Annotated in this window: 12 protein-coding genes; 9 read left to right on the top strand and 3 right to left on the bottom strand. The window is 66.4% G+C overall.

Going from position 1 to position 14759, the window contains the following annotated elements:
- Positions 1-27: 27 nt before the first annotated feature.
- Together GRI75_RS02615 and GRI75_RS02610 are read right to left on the bottom strand one after the other, a co-directional pair.
- Positions 28-897: a dienelactone hydrolase family protein gene (locus GRI75_RS02615; protein WP_160745360.1), complete on the bottom strand. Its 870-nt coding sequence runs from the start codon at positions 895-897 to the stop codon at positions 28-30.
- Positions 898-953: 56 nt separating this feature from the next.
- The gene (locus GRI75_RS02610) at positions 954-1883 is read right to left on the bottom strand and encodes an SDR family NAD(P)-dependent oxidoreductase (RefSeq protein WP_160745359.1); all 930 of its coding nucleotides are present in this window, start codon (positions 1881-1883) and stop codon (positions 954-956) included.
- A 73-nt stretch (positions 1884-1956) separates the two neighbouring features.
- On the opposite strand from GRI75_RS02610, the gene GRI75_RS02605 reads away from it, so the two are divergent.
- The 4 genes from GRI75_RS02605 to GRI75_RS02590 all read left to right on the top strand — a co-directional run bounded on the left by GRI75_RS02605 (position 1957) and on the right by GRI75_RS02590 (position 6907).
- Positions 1957-2655, top strand: a complete 699-nt coding sequence (locus GRI75_RS02605; protein WP_160745358.1) for a nuclear transport factor 2 family protein — start codon at positions 1957-1959, stop codon at positions 2653-2655.
- Positions 2656-2666: 11 nt separating this feature from the next.
- Positions 2667-3089 (top strand): nuclear transport factor 2 family protein, encoded by a 423-nt coding sequence (locus GRI75_RS02600; protein ID WP_160745357.1) that lies wholly within the window; start codon positions 2667-2669, stop codon positions 3087-3089.
- A gap of 31 nt (positions 3090-3120) precedes the next feature.
- Positions 3121-4248, top strand: a complete 1128-nt coding sequence (locus tag GRI75_RS02595) for an amidohydrolase family protein (RefSeq protein WP_160745356.1) — start codon at positions 3121-3123, stop codon at positions 4246-4248.
- A 163-nt stretch (positions 4249-4411) separates the two neighbouring features.
- Positions 4412-6907 (top strand): TonB-dependent receptor, encoded by a 2496-nt coding sequence (locus GRI75_RS02590; protein ID WP_235911126.1) that lies wholly within the window; start codon positions 4412-4414, stop codon positions 6905-6907.
- A gap of 236 nt (positions 6908-7143) precedes the next feature.
- Here the strand turns inward: GRI75_RS02590 and GRI75_RS02585 are convergent, their stop codons facing one another.
- A complete protein-coding gene (locus GRI75_RS02585; protein WP_160745355.1) occupies positions 7144-8253 on the bottom strand; it encodes a 5-methyltetrahydropteroyltriglutamate--homocysteine S-methyltransferase in 1110 nt (369 codons plus the stop codon).
- Between the two features lie 308 nt (positions 8254-8561).
- Between GRI75_RS02585 and GRI75_RS02580 the strand changes: the two genes are divergently transcribed.
- From GRI75_RS02580 to GRI75_RS02560, 5 genes are all read left to right on the top strand, one after another.
- A complete protein-coding gene (locus GRI75_RS02580; protein WP_160745354.1) occupies positions 8562-10706 on the top strand; it encodes a PQQ-dependent dehydrogenase, methanol/ethanol family in 2145 nt (714 codons plus the stop codon).
- A 125-nt stretch (positions 10707-10831) separates the two neighbouring features.
- Positions 10832-12346, top strand: a complete 1515-nt coding sequence (locus GRI75_RS02575; RefSeq protein ID WP_160745353.1) for an aldehyde dehydrogenase family protein — start codon at positions 10832-10834, stop codon at positions 12344-12346.
- Positions 12347-12588: 242 nt separating this feature from the next.
- Entirely contained in the window at positions 12589-13461 is an 873-nt protein-coding gene (locus tag GRI75_RS02570; protein ID WP_160745352.1) for an amidohydrolase family protein, read from the top strand.
- Positions 13462-13552: 91 nt separating this feature from the next.
- Positions 13553-14011: a protein tyrosine phosphatase family protein gene (locus GRI75_RS02565; RefSeq protein ID WP_160745351.1), complete on the top strand. Its 459-nt coding sequence runs from the start codon at positions 13553-13555 to the stop codon at positions 14009-14011.
- The gene (locus GRI75_RS02560; RefSeq protein WP_328597912.1) at positions 14011-14757 is read left to right on the top strand and encodes an SDR family NAD(P)-dependent oxidoreductase; all 747 of its coding nucleotides are present in this window, start codon (positions 14011-14013) and stop codon (positions 14755-14757) included. The genes GRI75_RS02565 and GRI75_RS02560 overlap by 1 nt, the downstream gene beginning before the upstream one ends.
- Positions 14758-14759: the final 2 nt, after the last annotated feature.

The following is a 14759-nucleotide window of genomic DNA, read 5'->3' as shown; positions in this document are numbered from 1 at the left end:
CGCTCCCCGTTTCGGCAACTCAGAGCCTCAAAGCGCCGCCGAGTACAACGCCAGCAAGCGGCCCCAGGCGCGCTCGGCGGCCGCTTCGCTGTAGACCGGCGAATCCGGCACGGTCCATCCGTGATCGCCGGCATAGACTTCGATCTCCACCGGAACGCCGGCCGCGGCTGCCGCTGCGCGCAGGGTGTCCTTGTCGGCCGGACTCCGCGCGTCGTCGTTCTGGGCGATGGCGATCAGGAAGCGGGCATCATCCGCTACATCGTCGAACAGGTGGACCGGCGCCTTCGGATCCTCGCCGGTCAGGCCGCCGCCGTGGAAGCTGGCGCCAGCCTTAACCCGCGAGGGCACAGCGGCGGCAGTCCAGATGGTGTAGGGACCGCCCATGCAGTAGCCCTGGTTGCCGATGCCCTTGGTCGTGTCGACCGCGGGCTGCTGGTCGAGCCAGCCGACTACCGCGCGGGCGGTTTCCGTCACCCCGTCGGCATTCATCTTCTCCCGCCACGGGCCGACCTTCTGGAAGCCGCCATTGGCGCGGAAATCCTCGAAGTCCTGGAACTGCGGAGCGGGCAAGTCGCGGTAGTAAGGATTCACCACCAGGACCGAATAGCCGGCGGATGCCAGCCGGCGGGCCATGACCTTGAACGAGTCGCGCAGCCCGGCGATATCCGGCCAGACGATCACCGCAGGATGCTTGCCCTCCCCCGGGTGGACGAAGAAGGCGTCCATCGTGCCGCCGGGTGCAGCGAAGCTGACCATGTTCTCGGTGAGGCTGCCTTGGGCAGTGGCGCTCTCCATCGGCGCACAAGCCGCCGCGAACGCCGCCAGGGCGCCGACTGCGGTAAATTGCCTGCGGTTCAAACCGCCGCCGGCGGAGTTAAACTGGTCCAGTTCGCACATCCTAGCCTCCTCATTATGTCTCGGCGAAGGATAACAGCCCGTCAGAGAAGGTCCAGCTAAGTCAGATCGCCGAGCTGGATCTTGAGGCCGCGCTCCGCAGCACTCATGGCATCGCGGCGAAGCTGTTCGATCTTCAGGCGGCCGGGCGGGGCTTCCTCGACCGGGAGGGCGGCCATGAGCTTCTCGTGCATCTCCTCGAAGTCGGGGCCATGTTCCGGATGAGTGAGGATCAGGCCTTTCTGCCCGGTCATGCCGTTCAGGATCTTGGTGCCGACCTCGTAGGGGTCCATGCCTTCCTCGAACGCGGTGCCGAACTGTTCGAGCTCCGATTTCTCCACCGGGGAGAAGCCGCTTTCGCCGAAGCCTTCGGGCCGCTTCAGGGCACTGGTCCAGGCGTTGGTCCGGGTCAGCGCCGGGCAGCACAGCGAGCAGCCGATGCCATGCGGCGCGAGGTTGTAGCGCAAGCTCTCGGTCAGCCCGCGCACGGCGAACTTGCTGGCGGTGTAGATGCCCGCCTGCGGCCCCGGGAGGAAGGCGGCCATGCTGGCGACGTTAGTCACATGGCGGCGGCCGGTGCTGGCCTTGATCTTCGGCAGGAAGCTGACGAGGCCGTTGACCACGCCGCCGAAGTTGACACCCATGATCCAGTCGTAATCGTCATAGCTCGCCTCGTCGGTCGGGCCGAACACGCTGACGCCGGCGTTGTTCACCAGCACGTGGACCTCGCCGAAGTGCCGCACGACCTCGTCCGCCACTTCGGCGAAGCGCCGGCGGTCGGTCACGTCGAGCTTCAGGAACAGCGGCTGTTCGTAGCCCTTGCTGTCGAACCAGGCAGCGGTCGCGGCGCGATCGTCCTCGTTGCGGTAGCTCAGCGCCAGCTTCATGCCGGCGTCTGCGAAAGCCTGCGCCACGCCCAGTCCGATGCCGGTCACCGCCCCGGTGACGAAAGCCACACGCCCTTCCCAGGGCCGATCCACGTTGCTCATGTCCCGAATTTCCTCTCGCCAATTCGTTATCGATCGTTAGTGTTGCATACAAAGAATGACGGGAGAGTCGAGAATGAGTGACCTGGAAGCGCGGCTGGAACAACTCGAGCATCGCGTAGGCGAGCTGGAAGATACCAACGCGATCCGCCGGCTTCACTGGGCCTACGGCTACTACATCGATTTCAACTTGCCTGACGAAGTCGCCGACCTGTTCGCCGAAGACGGTGTGGTGGTGTTCCTGTCCGGCGAGTACGTCGGCAAGGCCGGCGTAAAGCGGCTCTACGGCGACTGGATCCAGCACCGCTTCACCGGCGGCCGCCCGGGCCCCGTGGACGGGCTGCTGCTCGACCACTTCCAGATGCAGGACATCATCACCGTCGCGCCCGACCGGCAGACCGCCAAGGGCCGCTTCCGCGGCATGCTGTTCGGCGGCTGGCACGACGATTTCCTGGAGCACAAGCCCGACTTCATGCCGCAGCAGTTCATGGAAGCCGGCATCTACGAGAACGATTACGTGCGCGAGAACGGCGTCTGGAAGATCCAGCGGCTCGACTACAAGATGCAGTGGCAGGGCGACTACGAGAAGGGCTGGGCCCACACCACCAGCCACCTGCAGCCGGCCGAGAAGCTCTATCCGGAAGATCCGGTCGGCCCCGACCGCCTGCTGCCCGCCGAAGAGTACCGCAAGACCTGGCCCCACCGCCACGACGTGCCGATGCACTTCGCGCACCCGAAGTTCGGCGCCATCGTCGCGGGACAGGAGAGCGCCTGAGGCTCCGCGGCATGACGGATTTCGACCCGCTCGACACGTCGAGCCGAGAGAGCCTCCCCGTCCGGGAAGTGGCGGAGCGGTTCATCGAGGTGTTCTACAACCAGAACCGGCTGAGCGATGCGTTCCGCGCCTGGGTCCACCCGGACTACATCCAGCACGATCCCAACGCGCCGAACGGCCGCGACGGGACGATCGCCGTTCTGGACGAGCACATGGCCCGCAACCCGCGGATGAGCCACGGCGTGAAGCGGGTGATCCACGGCGAGGACGGGATGGTCGCCGTACACTACCACTTCAGGCGGGCGCCCGACGATCGCGGCGCGGCGGTGGTCGACATCTTCAGGATCGAGGGCGGCTATCTGGTGGAGCATTGGGACGTGATCCAGCCGCTGCCCGACCCGGCGCAAGCGAAGAACGACAGCGGAATGTTCTGACCGGCTACCACCGGTCTTTGGGGAGAGACGCATGAAGCTCGAAGACGGCAGCGAGTTCGGCCTGAAGGGCCACTGCAAGGAAGACTACAGCCTCCGCACCCGCATCGGGCTTGCCCCGCCGGCGGGGGAGATCGACCGCAGCGCGCCATACAAGCGCATCGCCACCGAAGAAGCGTGGACATTCCCGGCGCTGGTCAAGGCCCAGGTCGAGTACCTCGAAAGCGGCGAGGCGCCGCGCGACGATTCGCTGAAGATGGCGGGCATGTTCTCGCGCATGCCCAGCTTGCAGCAGATGCTGCAGGACGTGGGCGACCTGCGGCTCGCCCATATGGACGAGTACGGCATCGACCGGCAGCTCCTGCTGCTCACCGCCCCGGGCGTGCAGGTCGTCCGCCCCGGGGAGGGCACGCCGCTGGCGCGCGAGGCGAACGACATCGCCGCCGAAGCCTGCCGCAATCACCCCGACCGCTTCTCCGCCCTCGCCGCCTTCGACCCGCGCGACGTCGCCGGATCGGTGAAGGAGATCGAGCGCGCGGTGGGAACGCTCGGCCTCAACGGCGCGGTGCTCAACTCGCACTTCCAGGGCCACTATATCGACGAGCGCGAGTACTTCCCGATCCTCGAAGCGCTGGAGGCGATGGACGCGGCGCTCTACATCCACCCGACCGCGCCGTTCAACGCCCCGCACTACGAGACGCGTGGGTTTTACGGCGCTCTGGGCGGCTTCCCGCATGACGTCTGGCTGCACACGATGGGGCTGATCTTCTCGGGCGCGTTCGACCGCTTCCCGAAGCTGCGCCTGGTCATCGGACATATGGGCGAATGCATGCCGCTGCAGCTCTACCGGTTCGACTGGATGCAGGGGAACGCCGACGGCCGCCAAGGGCTGCGCGGGGGACAGGACCCTGTGAAGCTGAAGCACCCCGTGAGCCACTATTTCAAGAACAACATCTGGATCACCACCAGCGGCGTGGCGTGGGAGCCGGCGATCAAGTTCTGCATGGACGTGCTCGGGCCGGAGCGCGTGCTCTATGCGATGGACTATCCCTATCAGCAAAGCTCCGACGAAGTCGCCGCATACGACCGGATGGAACTGTCCCCCGAACACAAGAAGATGCTGATGGAAGACAACGCGCGGGCGGTGTTCCGACTGCCCTGACGCCTATCGCCCGATCAGGCGAGCTGTAGCCATTCTGCACCACCGGTCGGGTTTTTTCATGCCTTCGCCGGTGCGGTCTTGTTGCCGCGAAACCGTATGCAGTACTTACGAACGCGCCGGGCCCGCAGCAGCCCGGGTTCATGACACGCACAGGAGAGAGATCATGGCGAAGCTTCGCCACGCCCACCGCATCGCTACCGCAGGCATGGCCAGTTTCGGCGCCCTTGCCGCTGCTCTCGCCGCGATCCCCGCCGCCGCCCAGGTCGCTCCGGAGGGCCAGAGCTCGACCGGCGCCGCGCAGGAACAGGCGCAGGACGCAGCAGCCGAGCAGAACTCGCCCGGCCCGGGCAATTCGCCGAACGCCGGCGGCGTCGAGGAAATCGTCGTCACCGCGCAGTTCCGCGAACAGAACCTGCAGGACACGCCGCTCGCCATCACCGCCGTCTCGTCCGAGATGCTCGAGGCGCGCAGCCAGACCAATGTCGCCGAAGTGGCGGCGCAGGCGCCTTCCGTGACGCTGAAGCCGCAAGGCACCGCCTACGGCCCATCGATGACGGCCAGCATCCGCGGCATCGGCCAGTACGACTTCAACCCGGCGCTGGAGCCGGGTGTCGGCCTCTATATCGATGACGTCTATTACGCGACGCTCACCGGCTCGCTGTTCGACCTGCTCGATCTCGAGCGGGTCGAAGTGCTGCGCGGTCCGCAGGGTACGCTCGCCGGCCGCAACTCGATCGGCGGCGCGGTGAAGCTCTATTCTAAGCGGCCCACCGGCTCCAACACCGGCTATGTCAGCGCCGCTTACGGTAGCCGCGACCGGCTGGACCTTCGCGCCAGCGCCGATTTCGGGCTGACGGACACGCTCTCGACGCGCATCTCCGGCGTCTCCAAGTCGCAGGACGGCTACATCAAGCGGATGGACTTCGGCTGCGTGTACCCGGCCGGAAGCAGCCCGTTGAACCCCGCCGGCGGCGTACCGCGCATCCTCCCCGCCAACTCCGACTGCGTCACCGCGCGCGAGGGCGAGGTCAATTACCAGGCCGTGCGCGGGCAGCTGCGCTGGCAGCCCGACGACCGCATCGACGTCAACATCATCGCCGACTACACCGACGACAACCGCACCACCGGCGGCTCCGTGCTGCTGCTGCGGCGCAATGCCGCCGGCGCGATCGCCAGCCCCAACTATCCCTACCCGCCGAACCCGGCGGCCCGTGTGTTCGACATCAATCCGTTCGCGGCCGATATTCCCTACGATAGCCGCTTCGTCTGCGGACCGTACTGCAACTTCGCCACGTACAACTCTCTGGCCGACAACGGGCAGCCGCTCGCGACCGTCGACGGGCGGGTGGACTTCGAAGGCTGGGGCCTCTCCGGCCAGGTCGACTGGGAACTGACCGATGCGCTGCAGCTCGTCTCGATCAGCGCCTACCGCGAGTACCGCTCGCAGTTCAGCAACGACGACGACCTGTCTCCGCTGGCCCACAGCCTCGGCAGCGGCGACCTGACCTTCTGGTCGTTCAGCCAGGAGCTGCGCCTCAACGGAACGCTGCTCGACGATGCGCTTGAATACACGCTCGGCGGCTTCTTCATGGACCAGCGCTCGGTCTACGCGACTTCGCAGAACTTACGCTATGCCGGGCTGCTGCCGTTCATCGGCGACGATCCCGTGAACGCCGACACCAAGGCCGCTTTCGCGCACGTCGCATGGCGTCCGATCGAGCCGCTGACCCTGACCGCCGGCGTGCGCTACACCGACGAGCACAAGGACTACACCTACACGCGCCTGACGCCCGAAGGTGCTCTCCACCCGCAGCTCGGGGCGCTGAACGGGCAGACCGGCAACTACGACAACAGCCGGGTCGATTACCGCCTCAACGCCATGTACGAAGTCACTCCGGACGTTTCGGTCTACGCCCAATGGTCGACCGGCTTCAAGGGCGGCGGGATCAACCCGCGTCCGTTCTTCGCCCAGCAGGTCCTGCCGTTCGGCCCGGAGACGCTGGAGTCCTACGAAGTCGGCTTCAAGAGCGACTTGTTCGACCGCCTCGCGCGGATCAACGTGGCGGGGTTCTACAGCAACTATAAGGACATCCAGCTTGCGCTGAGCGTCTGCCCCCAGGCCGGCGCCGCCTTTTCCCGTCCCTGTGCGCTGCCGGCCAATGCCGGTGACGCGCACGTGAAGGGCATCGAGGTCGAAGCCTCGCTGCGTCCCGCCGCCGGGTTCCTGATCGACGGATCGGCCAGCTACACCGACTTCGACTACGTCGAGGACTCGCTCGATCCGGCCAGCGGCATCCAGGCGGGCATGGTCTCCACCTACACGCCGGAATGGAAGTGGTCCGTGGGCGCGCAGTACGAGATGCTGCTCGGCTCCGCCGGCTCGCTCACGCCGCGCGTCGACGTGGCTTACCAGAGCGAGGTCTACACCAACCCGGTCAACGGCCCGACCAACCTGATCGAGGGTTACACGGTGGCGAACGGCCGGTTGACCTGGCGCAACGAGGAAGACGATCTCCAGATCGGCCTCGAAGTCACCAACCTGTTCGACAAGTACTACTTCCTGACGCTGTTCGACCTCACCCGCGCCGGCGCCGGCTTCGTCACCGGCCTGCCGGGCCGGCCGCGCGAATGGGCGGTCACCCTGAAGAAGACTTTCTGATCGGTTTCCCGGGACGGGAACAGGAAGGGCGGCCCCGCGAGGGGCCGCCTTTTTTGTTTGGGGATTCTTGTGAGACCCTGTCGCCCCTCCTCTTCAGAGGAGGGGTAGCGAGACTTGGCGAGCCGCAGGCGAGCCTAGTCGCAGCAGGGTGGTGGCGAGGTTCGTACGACGCCTCCACCACCCCCAAGCTCCTCCTCTGAAGAGGAGGGGGCTTTCAGGTACGCCCTGCCCTTCGCTTAGCCCCAGACTTCGTCCGCCACTTCGACCACCAGGCGGATCTTGGCTGCCTGCTGTTCGGTGGTGATGTCGTTGCCGTGGACGGTGCTGGCGAAGCCGCATTGCGGGCTGAGGGCGAGCTGTTCCAGCGGCGCGAACTTTGCCGCCTCGTCGATGCGGCGCTTGATGTCGTCCTTGCTTTCGAGGTCGCCGAGCTTGGTGGTGACGAGGCCGAGCACGACCGTCTTGCCTTTCGGCAGGAAGCGCAGCGGGGCGAAGTCCCCGGAGCGGGGATCGTCGTATTCGAGGAAGAACGCGTCGATATCGAGCTCGTTGAACATGATCTCGGCGACCGGTTCGTAGCCGCCTTCGGCCGCCCAGCTCGAACGGAAGTTGCCGCGGCACAAGTGGATCGCCTTGATCATGTCGGCGGGGGCGGTGGCGAAGCTTTCGTTTATCAACTTTGCGTACTGACGCGGTGTATCATTAGGATCGACTCCGCGCGCGGCCGCATCGGCACGGTGGCTGTCGTCGCACAGATAGGCGAGGTTGGTGTCGTCCATCTGGATGTAGCGGCAGCCGGCGGCGGCGAGGTCCGCCACTTCTTCACGGTAGGCCTGCGCCACGTCGGCGTAGAACTCCTCCATCGTCGGATAGACGTCTTCGGGGATGCCCGCCCGGCCGGCGCGGAAGTGCAGCATCGTCGGGCTGGGGATGGCCACTTTCGGGGTTCGGGTGACGTGCTTCGCCAGGAACTCGTAGTCGGCGCGCTGGATCGGCTTCACATGCTCGATCTTGCCGGAGACGACCATCTTCGGCGGAGCGAAGTGAACGTCAGTCCCGGTGTCGTTCTTGAACGCCTTGGCGATGCCGCCGTGCTCCTCGACGCCGGAGAGCTGGAGCAGGAAGTCGGTATGGAAGAAGTAGCGGCGGAACTCGCCGTCGGTGATCGCCTCGAGGCCGAGGTCCTCCTGCCACTTCACCAGTTCGGCGATCGCCTTGTCCTCGATCGCGCGCAGGTCTTCGTAAGAGATGTTGTTGGCGGCGCGGTGCGCGCGCGCTTCGATTACCGACCGGGGACGGAGAAACGAACCGACATGGTCGGCCCGCAAAGGCAGCTTGGTTGTCATGTGGATTCCTGTCGTGGCTAAGAGCTGATCTCAAGCCAGGGTCATAACGCGGGCTCGCGCTCGACTGACGGCGGTTTCATAAGCCGCTTCGCCCTGCGGCGGCAACCGACAATCTGCGATCGTCGTCCCGGACTTGATCCGGGACCGCCGGCAATCAACGACGGACCTGGCGGCCAGCGGTCCCGGGTCAGGCCCGGGACGACGGGTGCCGCGGAGCCGCTTGACCGCACCCGCGGGGTAACCGTAAGCAAGGCATACAAAAATGCCGGCACAATCGTCGGGGCTTCGGCCCGCCCTTGGGAGGGGATATGGCGCGTTCGAGATGGTTCGTTGCGGCGTGTGCTGCCCTGGCGCTGGCCGGGTGCAAGGACAACGCACCCGAAGGCGGGGTCGACACAGCAGCTGAAGGCGGGATCGATGCCGCCCGGCTGGCCAATGCCGCCGCCGACACGGCCAATTGGATCACTTACGGCCGCGACTATTCGGAGCAGCGCTACAGCCCGCTCGACCAGATCAATGAAGAGAATGTCGGCGATCTCGGCCTCGCCTGGTTCGCCGACCTCGACACAGCACGCGGGCAGGAAGGCACGCCGCTGGTGATCGACGGGACGATCTACATCACCACCGCCTGGAGCAAGGTGAAGGCATACGACGCCGCCACCGGTGCGCCGAAGTGGGCCTACGATCCCGAAGTGCCGGGCGAAGTCGCGCCGAAAGCCTGCTGCGACGTGGTCAACCGCGGAATGGCGGCCTGGGGCGACCGGCTTTTCATGGGCACGCTGGACGGCCGGCTGGTCGCGCTCGACCGCGATACGGGCAAGGAAGTCTGGTCGAAGGTGACGGTGGACCGGGACCAGCCTTATACGATCACCGGGGCCCCGCGGGTGATCGACGGCAAAGTCATCATCGGCAACAGCGGCGCGGAGTTCGGCGTGCGCGGCTATGTCTCCGCCTACGACGCCACGAACGGCGAGCAGCTCTGGCGGTTCTACACCGTGCCCGGCGCGCCAGACGAAACCGGCAGCGAACCGGAATACCTCGCGAAGGCGCGGGCGACCTGGACCGGCGAATGGTGGGAGCTCGGCGGCGGCGGCACGGTGTGGGACGCCATGGCCTACGACCCGGCGCTCGACCTGCTGTACATCGGCGTCGGCAACGGCACGCCGTGGAACCAGGCGTACCGCTCGCCCGGCGGCGGGGACAACCTCTACCTTTCCTCGATCGTGGCGATCCGGCCGGACACCGGGGAGTACGTCTGGCACTACCAGACCACGCCGGCCGAGACCTGGGACTTCACCGCCACCCAACACATCATGCTGGCGGACCTGGAGATCGGCGGCCGCACCCGGCAGGTGCTGATGCAGGCGCCCAAAAACGGGTTCTTCTATGTGCTCGACCGCGCGACGGGCGAGCTGATCAGCGCAGACAACTACGTGCCGCAGAACTGGACCAGCGGGATCGACATGGCGACCGGACGGCCGATCGTGCTGCCCGAAGCGCGCTTCGACAAGACCGGCCAGCCGTTCATCGGCACGCCCGGCGCGGCCGGAGGTCACTCCTGGCACCCGATGGCGTTCAACCCGAACGAAGGGCTGGTCTATATTCCGGCGATCGAGGCCGCCTTCCCCTACTTCCCCGAAGCCGGCTGGAAGCCGGACCGCAAGCGCGGGATGAACACCGGACTGGATCTCGCTGCAGCAGCCATGCCGGCGGATCCCGCGGTCCGCCAGGCCGCCAGGGAAGCAACCAAGGGCGCGCTGATCGCCTGGGACCCGGTAACGCAGAGCGAACGCTGGCGCGTGCCGCATTCGGGGCCGTGGAACGGCGGCCTGCTCTCCACCGGTGGCGGATTGGTGTTCCAGGGCAATGCCCAAGGGAACTTCATCGCTTATGCCGCGAACGACGGCCGCGAGCTGTGGTCGTTCCACGCCCAGACCGGGATCATCGCTCCTCCGGTCACCTACACAGTGAACGGGGAACAGTACGTCGCGCTGCTGGCGGGATATGGCGGCGTGTGGCCGCTTTCCCCCAGCGGCATCCTATCAGGACAGGAGCGGCCGCTCCCGAACGTCTCGCGCCTGCTGGTGTTCAAGCTCGGCGGATCGGCCAAGCTCCCGCCGCCGCCCCCGGCGCAGGACAGGCCGCTCGACCCGCCGCCGTTTCGCGGAACCGAGGCGCAAGTCGCATCGGGCAGCTACAGCTTCGGCCGCTATTGCAGCCAGTGCCACAACGATGCGGCGGTCGGTTCGACCGTGCTGCCGGATCTCCGGCGCAGCCCGGCCCTGGAGAACCGCGACACCTGGATGGCCATCGTCCACGATGGCGCGCTCAAGGATAATGGCATGGTCAGCTTCGCCCCGTCGCTGACGCGCGAGCAGATCGAAGCCGTCCGCCAGTACGTGATCAAGCGGGCGAACGAGGACAAGGCGCTCGAACGGCAGGGCCGCTCATGAGGATTAGACACTGCGTCCAGGGGATTGTAACGGACGTTACGGTCGCATGCGCTGGCGCCAGCCGCCGCGCGTCTGCTAAAGATTAAGTCAACCAAGGGATTCGCTCGGGAAAGGAGCCTCACACCATGAACGAAGTCACCACCATCAACCGCACGCAGCGCGAATATTCGCCCGCCGTGAAGGCGGCGCTGGCACGCGCGCCGCAGCTCTACATCAACGGCGAATGGGTCGACAGCTCGGGCGGCGCGACCATCGACGTGGAGGATCCCTCCTCGGGCAAGGTTATCGCGCAAGTCGTCGAAGCGACCGACAAGGACATCGACCGCGCGGTCGCGGCCGCGCGCACCGCGTTCGACGACGGCCGCTGGCGCGAACTGCCGCCGATCGCGCGCGAGAAGATCATGCACAAGATCGCCGACCTGATCGACGCGCATGCCGACGAGCTGGCCGAGCTCGAAGCGATCGACGTGGGCAAGCCCAAGGGCATGGCCGGCGTGGTCGACGTGCCCGGCGCCGCCGCGCACTTCCGCTACATGGCCGGCTGGGCCGGCAAGATCGGCGGCGAGACGCAGGCGCCCTACTCGATGCCGGGTGGGATGATGTTCGCCTACACGCTGAAGGAGCCGGTCGGCGTCTGCGCGCAGATCGTGCCGTGGAACTTCCCGCTGCTGATGGCCTGCCTCAAGATCGCTCCGGCCATCGCCGCCGGCTGCACCACGGTACTGAAGCCGGCCGAGCAGACCAGCCTCACCGCGCTGCGCCTGGCCGACCTCATCCACGAAGCCGGCGTGCCGGCCGGCGTGGTCAACATCGTCACCGGCTATGGCCACACCGCGGGCGACCGCATGGTCAAGCACCCCGACGTCGACAAGGTGGCCTTCACCGGTTCGACCGAGATCGGCAAGCTGATCAACCGCAACGCCACCGAAACGCTCAAGCACGTCACGCTTGAACTGGGCGGCAAGAGCCCGGTGGTGGTGATGCCCGACGTCGATGTCGCCAGCACCGCTCCGGGCGTGGCGGGCGCGATCTTCTTCAACTCGGGCCAGGTCTGCGTCGCCGGCAGCCGTCTCTACGCGCACAAGAGCGTGTTCGACCAGGTCGTGGAAGGCATGGCCGCCACGGCCGACTTCTGGGCTCCGCGCGCCTCGCTCGATCCCGAAGGCCACATGGGCCCGCTGGTCTCCAAGGAACAGCATGAGCGGGTGCTCGGCTATATCGACGCCGGCAAGCGCGACGGCGCCAGCGTGCTGATGGGCGGCGACGCCCCGGCCAGCGACGGCGGCTACTACGTCAACCCGACGATCCTTACCGACGTGAACCCGCAGATGAGCGTCGTTCGCGAGGAGATCTTCGGCCCCGTCGTGGTGGCGCAGCGCTTCGAAGACCTCGACGAAGTGGTGCGGGACGCCAATGACACGCAGTACGGCCTCGCCGCCGGCGTGTGGACCAAGGACGTCAGCGCGCTGCACAAGATCGCCAGCAAGCTGAAGGCGGGCACCGTGTGGGGCAACTGCCACGCGATGATCGACCCGGCGCTGCCCTTCGGCGGCTACAAGGAAAGCGGCATCGGCCACGAACAGGGCCGCCTCGGGCTCGAGGCCTACCTCGAAACCAAGTCGGTGCTGATCAAGCTGTAATGGGAACTGCGGGGCGGTAGATCGCCGCCCCCTTTCCTCCAACCTTCGTCACCCTGAACTCGTTTCAGGGTCCATCGTGCGGTTAGCTCCGGTCCCGCCGATCGGGCACCACAGGCGAGCTTGGCGCGCGAACCGACAGGGCCGCGCGTGCGGCCAAATGGACCCTGAACCAAGTTCAGGGTGACGAGTGGAAAAAGTGTGTCGGATACGACACGATAGTATTTTCTGTCTGGGGACACCTCTTGCCCATCGACCTCGCCAAGATCCGCGCCATCGACGTCCACGTGCATGCGGAGGTTTCCTGCCACGACCCGGAAGACCCGGTGATGGGCAAGTTCTTCGATGCCGCCAGCGCCTATTTCCGCGCCCCGCGCGAGCGGCCGAAGATGCCCGAGATCATCGAGCTCTACCGCGAGACGAACATCGCGCTGTGCCTGTTCACCGTCGACGCCGAAAGCGCGATGGGCGCCAAGCGCGTGTCGAACTACGAAGTGGCGGAGCAGGCGGCGAAGAACGACGACATCTGCATGGCGTTCGCCAGCATCGATCCGCACAAGGGCAAATACGGCGCCCGCGAGGCGCGCGACCTGGTGGAGAACTTCGGGGTGAAAGGCTTCAAGTTCCACGGCATCGCGCAGAACGCGCACCCGGCCGACCGGATGGCCTACCCGATCTACGAGGTCATCAACGAGTACAAGCTGCCGGTGATCTTCCACACCGGCCATTCGGGCATGGGCACCGGCATGCGCGGCGGCGGTGGCATGCGCCTGAAGTATGGCGAGCCGATGCTGATCGACGATGTCGCGGTCGACTTCCCCGACATGAAGATCATCCTGGCCCACCCGAGCTGGCCCTGGGTCGACCAGAGCCTGTCGATGGCGCTGCACAAGGACAACGTATTCATCGACCTTTCCGGCTGGAGCCCCAAGTACTTCCCCAAGCAGGTGATCCAGTACGCCAACACCCAGCTCAAGCATAAGATGCTGTTCGGCAGCGACTTCCCGCTGATCCACCCGGACAAGTGGATCGCCGCGGCGAAGGAAGTGGGCTTCCGCGACGAGGTGATGCCGGGGATCATGAAGGACAACGCCGCGCGGGTGTTGGGGCTGAGTTAACCAATATCCGGTCGCCCTGAGCGTGTCGAAGGGCAGACCTGGCGCGACGTTTGTGGTTCGACAGGCTCACCACGAACGGGAGGGGTGGACGATGGAGAACGATCCGGACGACATTCGCAACTTCCTGCGCCTGTCCGACCGCGTCACCACATCGGGTCGGCTGCAGGAAGGCGACCCGGCACGGCTGGCGGCGATCGGCGTCCGCCACGTGATCAACCTGGCGATGCCGGGCCATCCGGAAGCGCTGCCCGACCCGGACGCGGCGATGGCCGAGGCAGGGCTGCGCTACACGCACATTCCCGTGCCGTTCGACGCGCCGGAGGAGGCGCATTACCGCCTGTTCGCCGAAACGCTGGCAGCCGAGGACCAGCCGGTCCACGTGCACTGCGTGATGAATTGGCGCGTCTCCGCGTTCTTCTACCGCTGGAACCGGGAGCGGGGAATGGACGAGGCCGAAGCACGGCGGCGGCTCGAGACGATCTGGTCGCCGGACGAGAACGACCACCCGGACGCGCCGAAATGGGCGGCGTTCGTGAGAGGAGAGGCATAGTGGATTTCAGCGGGCAGCATATCGCCGTGACCGGGGCTTCGAGCGGGATCGGGCTCGTCACCGCACAGCTGCTGGCGAAGCGCGGGGCCACGCTGACGCTGATCGCGCGCCGCGCGGACAAGCTGGAGGAAGCCAAGCAGGCGATCGGCGGCAGGACCGCGTGGGCCGCAGCGGACGTCGGCGACAAGGACCAGCTGGACAAGGCGCTCGACGCCGCGGTGGAGCAGAACGGACCGATCCATGGGCTGTTCGCCAATGCCGGGCTGACCGGCGGGTTCACCCCGGCGGTGGCGTTCGATCCCGCGGTGTTCGAGGAAACCGTCCGCGTGAACCTCACATCCGTGTTCTGGGCGATCCAGAAAGTGCTGCCTTCGATGATCGCGGCGAGGAATGGCACGATCCTCGTCACCGGCAGCATGGCCAGCAAGCGCGGCATGGCGATGAACCCGGCCTATGTCGCCAGCAAGCACGGGGTGCTCGGGCTTACGCGGGCGATCGCGGTGGAGATGGCGCCGCACAATGTTCGCGCCAACTGCATCATTCCCGGCTTCATCCGCACCGAGGCGCTCGAACGCATTCCCGCGGAGCAGCAGGGCAAGATCGAGCAGCGCATTCCCCAGCGGCGGATGGGCGGGCCGGAAGAGCTCGCCGAAGTCGCTGCGTTTCTGCTGTCGGACGCCGCCAGCCACGTGACCGGCCAGGACTGGGCCGTCGACGGCGGAGTGCTGGAGTCGCTTGAAGTTTAGGA

The organism is Croceibacterium soli (assembly GCF_009828065.1).
Classification (GTDB): Bacteria; Pseudomonadota; Alphaproteobacteria; order Sphingomonadales; family Sphingomonadaceae; genus Croceibacterium_B; species Croceibacterium_B soli.
Note: the sequence above shows the minus strand (reverse complement) of the source record. Positions and strands in the feature narration are given on the sequence as shown.

Coding starts and splice junctions, on each gene's coding strand:
- GRI75_RS02615 (WP_160745360.1), bottom strand. CDS start 897: ATGTGCGAACTGGACCAGTTTAACTCCGCCGGCGGCGGTTTGAACCGC.
- GRI75_RS02610 (WP_160745359.1), bottom strand. CDS start 1,883: ATGAGCAACGTGGATCGGCCCTGGGAAGGGCGTGTGGCTTTCGTCACC.
- GRI75_RS02605 (WP_160745358.1), top strand. CDS start 1,957: ATGAGTGACCTGGAAGCGCGGCTGGAACAACTCGAGCATCGCGTAGGC.
- GRI75_RS02600 (WP_160745357.1), top strand. CDS start 2,667: ATGACGGATTTCGACCCGCTCGACACGTCGAGCCGAGAGAGCCTCCCC.
- GRI75_RS02595 (WP_160745356.1), top strand. CDS start 3,121: ATGAAGCTCGAAGACGGCAGCGAGTTCGGCCTGAAGGGCCACTGCAAG.
- GRI75_RS02590 (WP_235911126.1), top strand. CDS start 4,412: ATGGCGAAGCTTCGCCACGCCCACCGCATCGCTACCGCAGGCATGGCC.
- GRI75_RS02585 (WP_160745355.1), bottom strand. CDS start 8,253: ATGACAACCAAGCTGCCTTTGCGGGCCGACCATGTCGGTTCGTTTCTC.
- GRI75_RS02580 (WP_160745354.1), top strand. CDS start 8,562: ATGGCGCGTTCGAGATGGTTCGTTGCGGCGTGTGCTGCCCTGGCGCTG.
- GRI75_RS02575 (WP_160745353.1), top strand. CDS start 10,832: ATGAACGAAGTCACCACCATCAACCGCACGCAGCGCGAATATTCGCCC.
- GRI75_RS02565 (WP_160745351.1), top strand. CDS start 13,553: ATGGAGAACGATCCGGACGACATTCGCAACTTCCTGCGCCTGTCCGAC.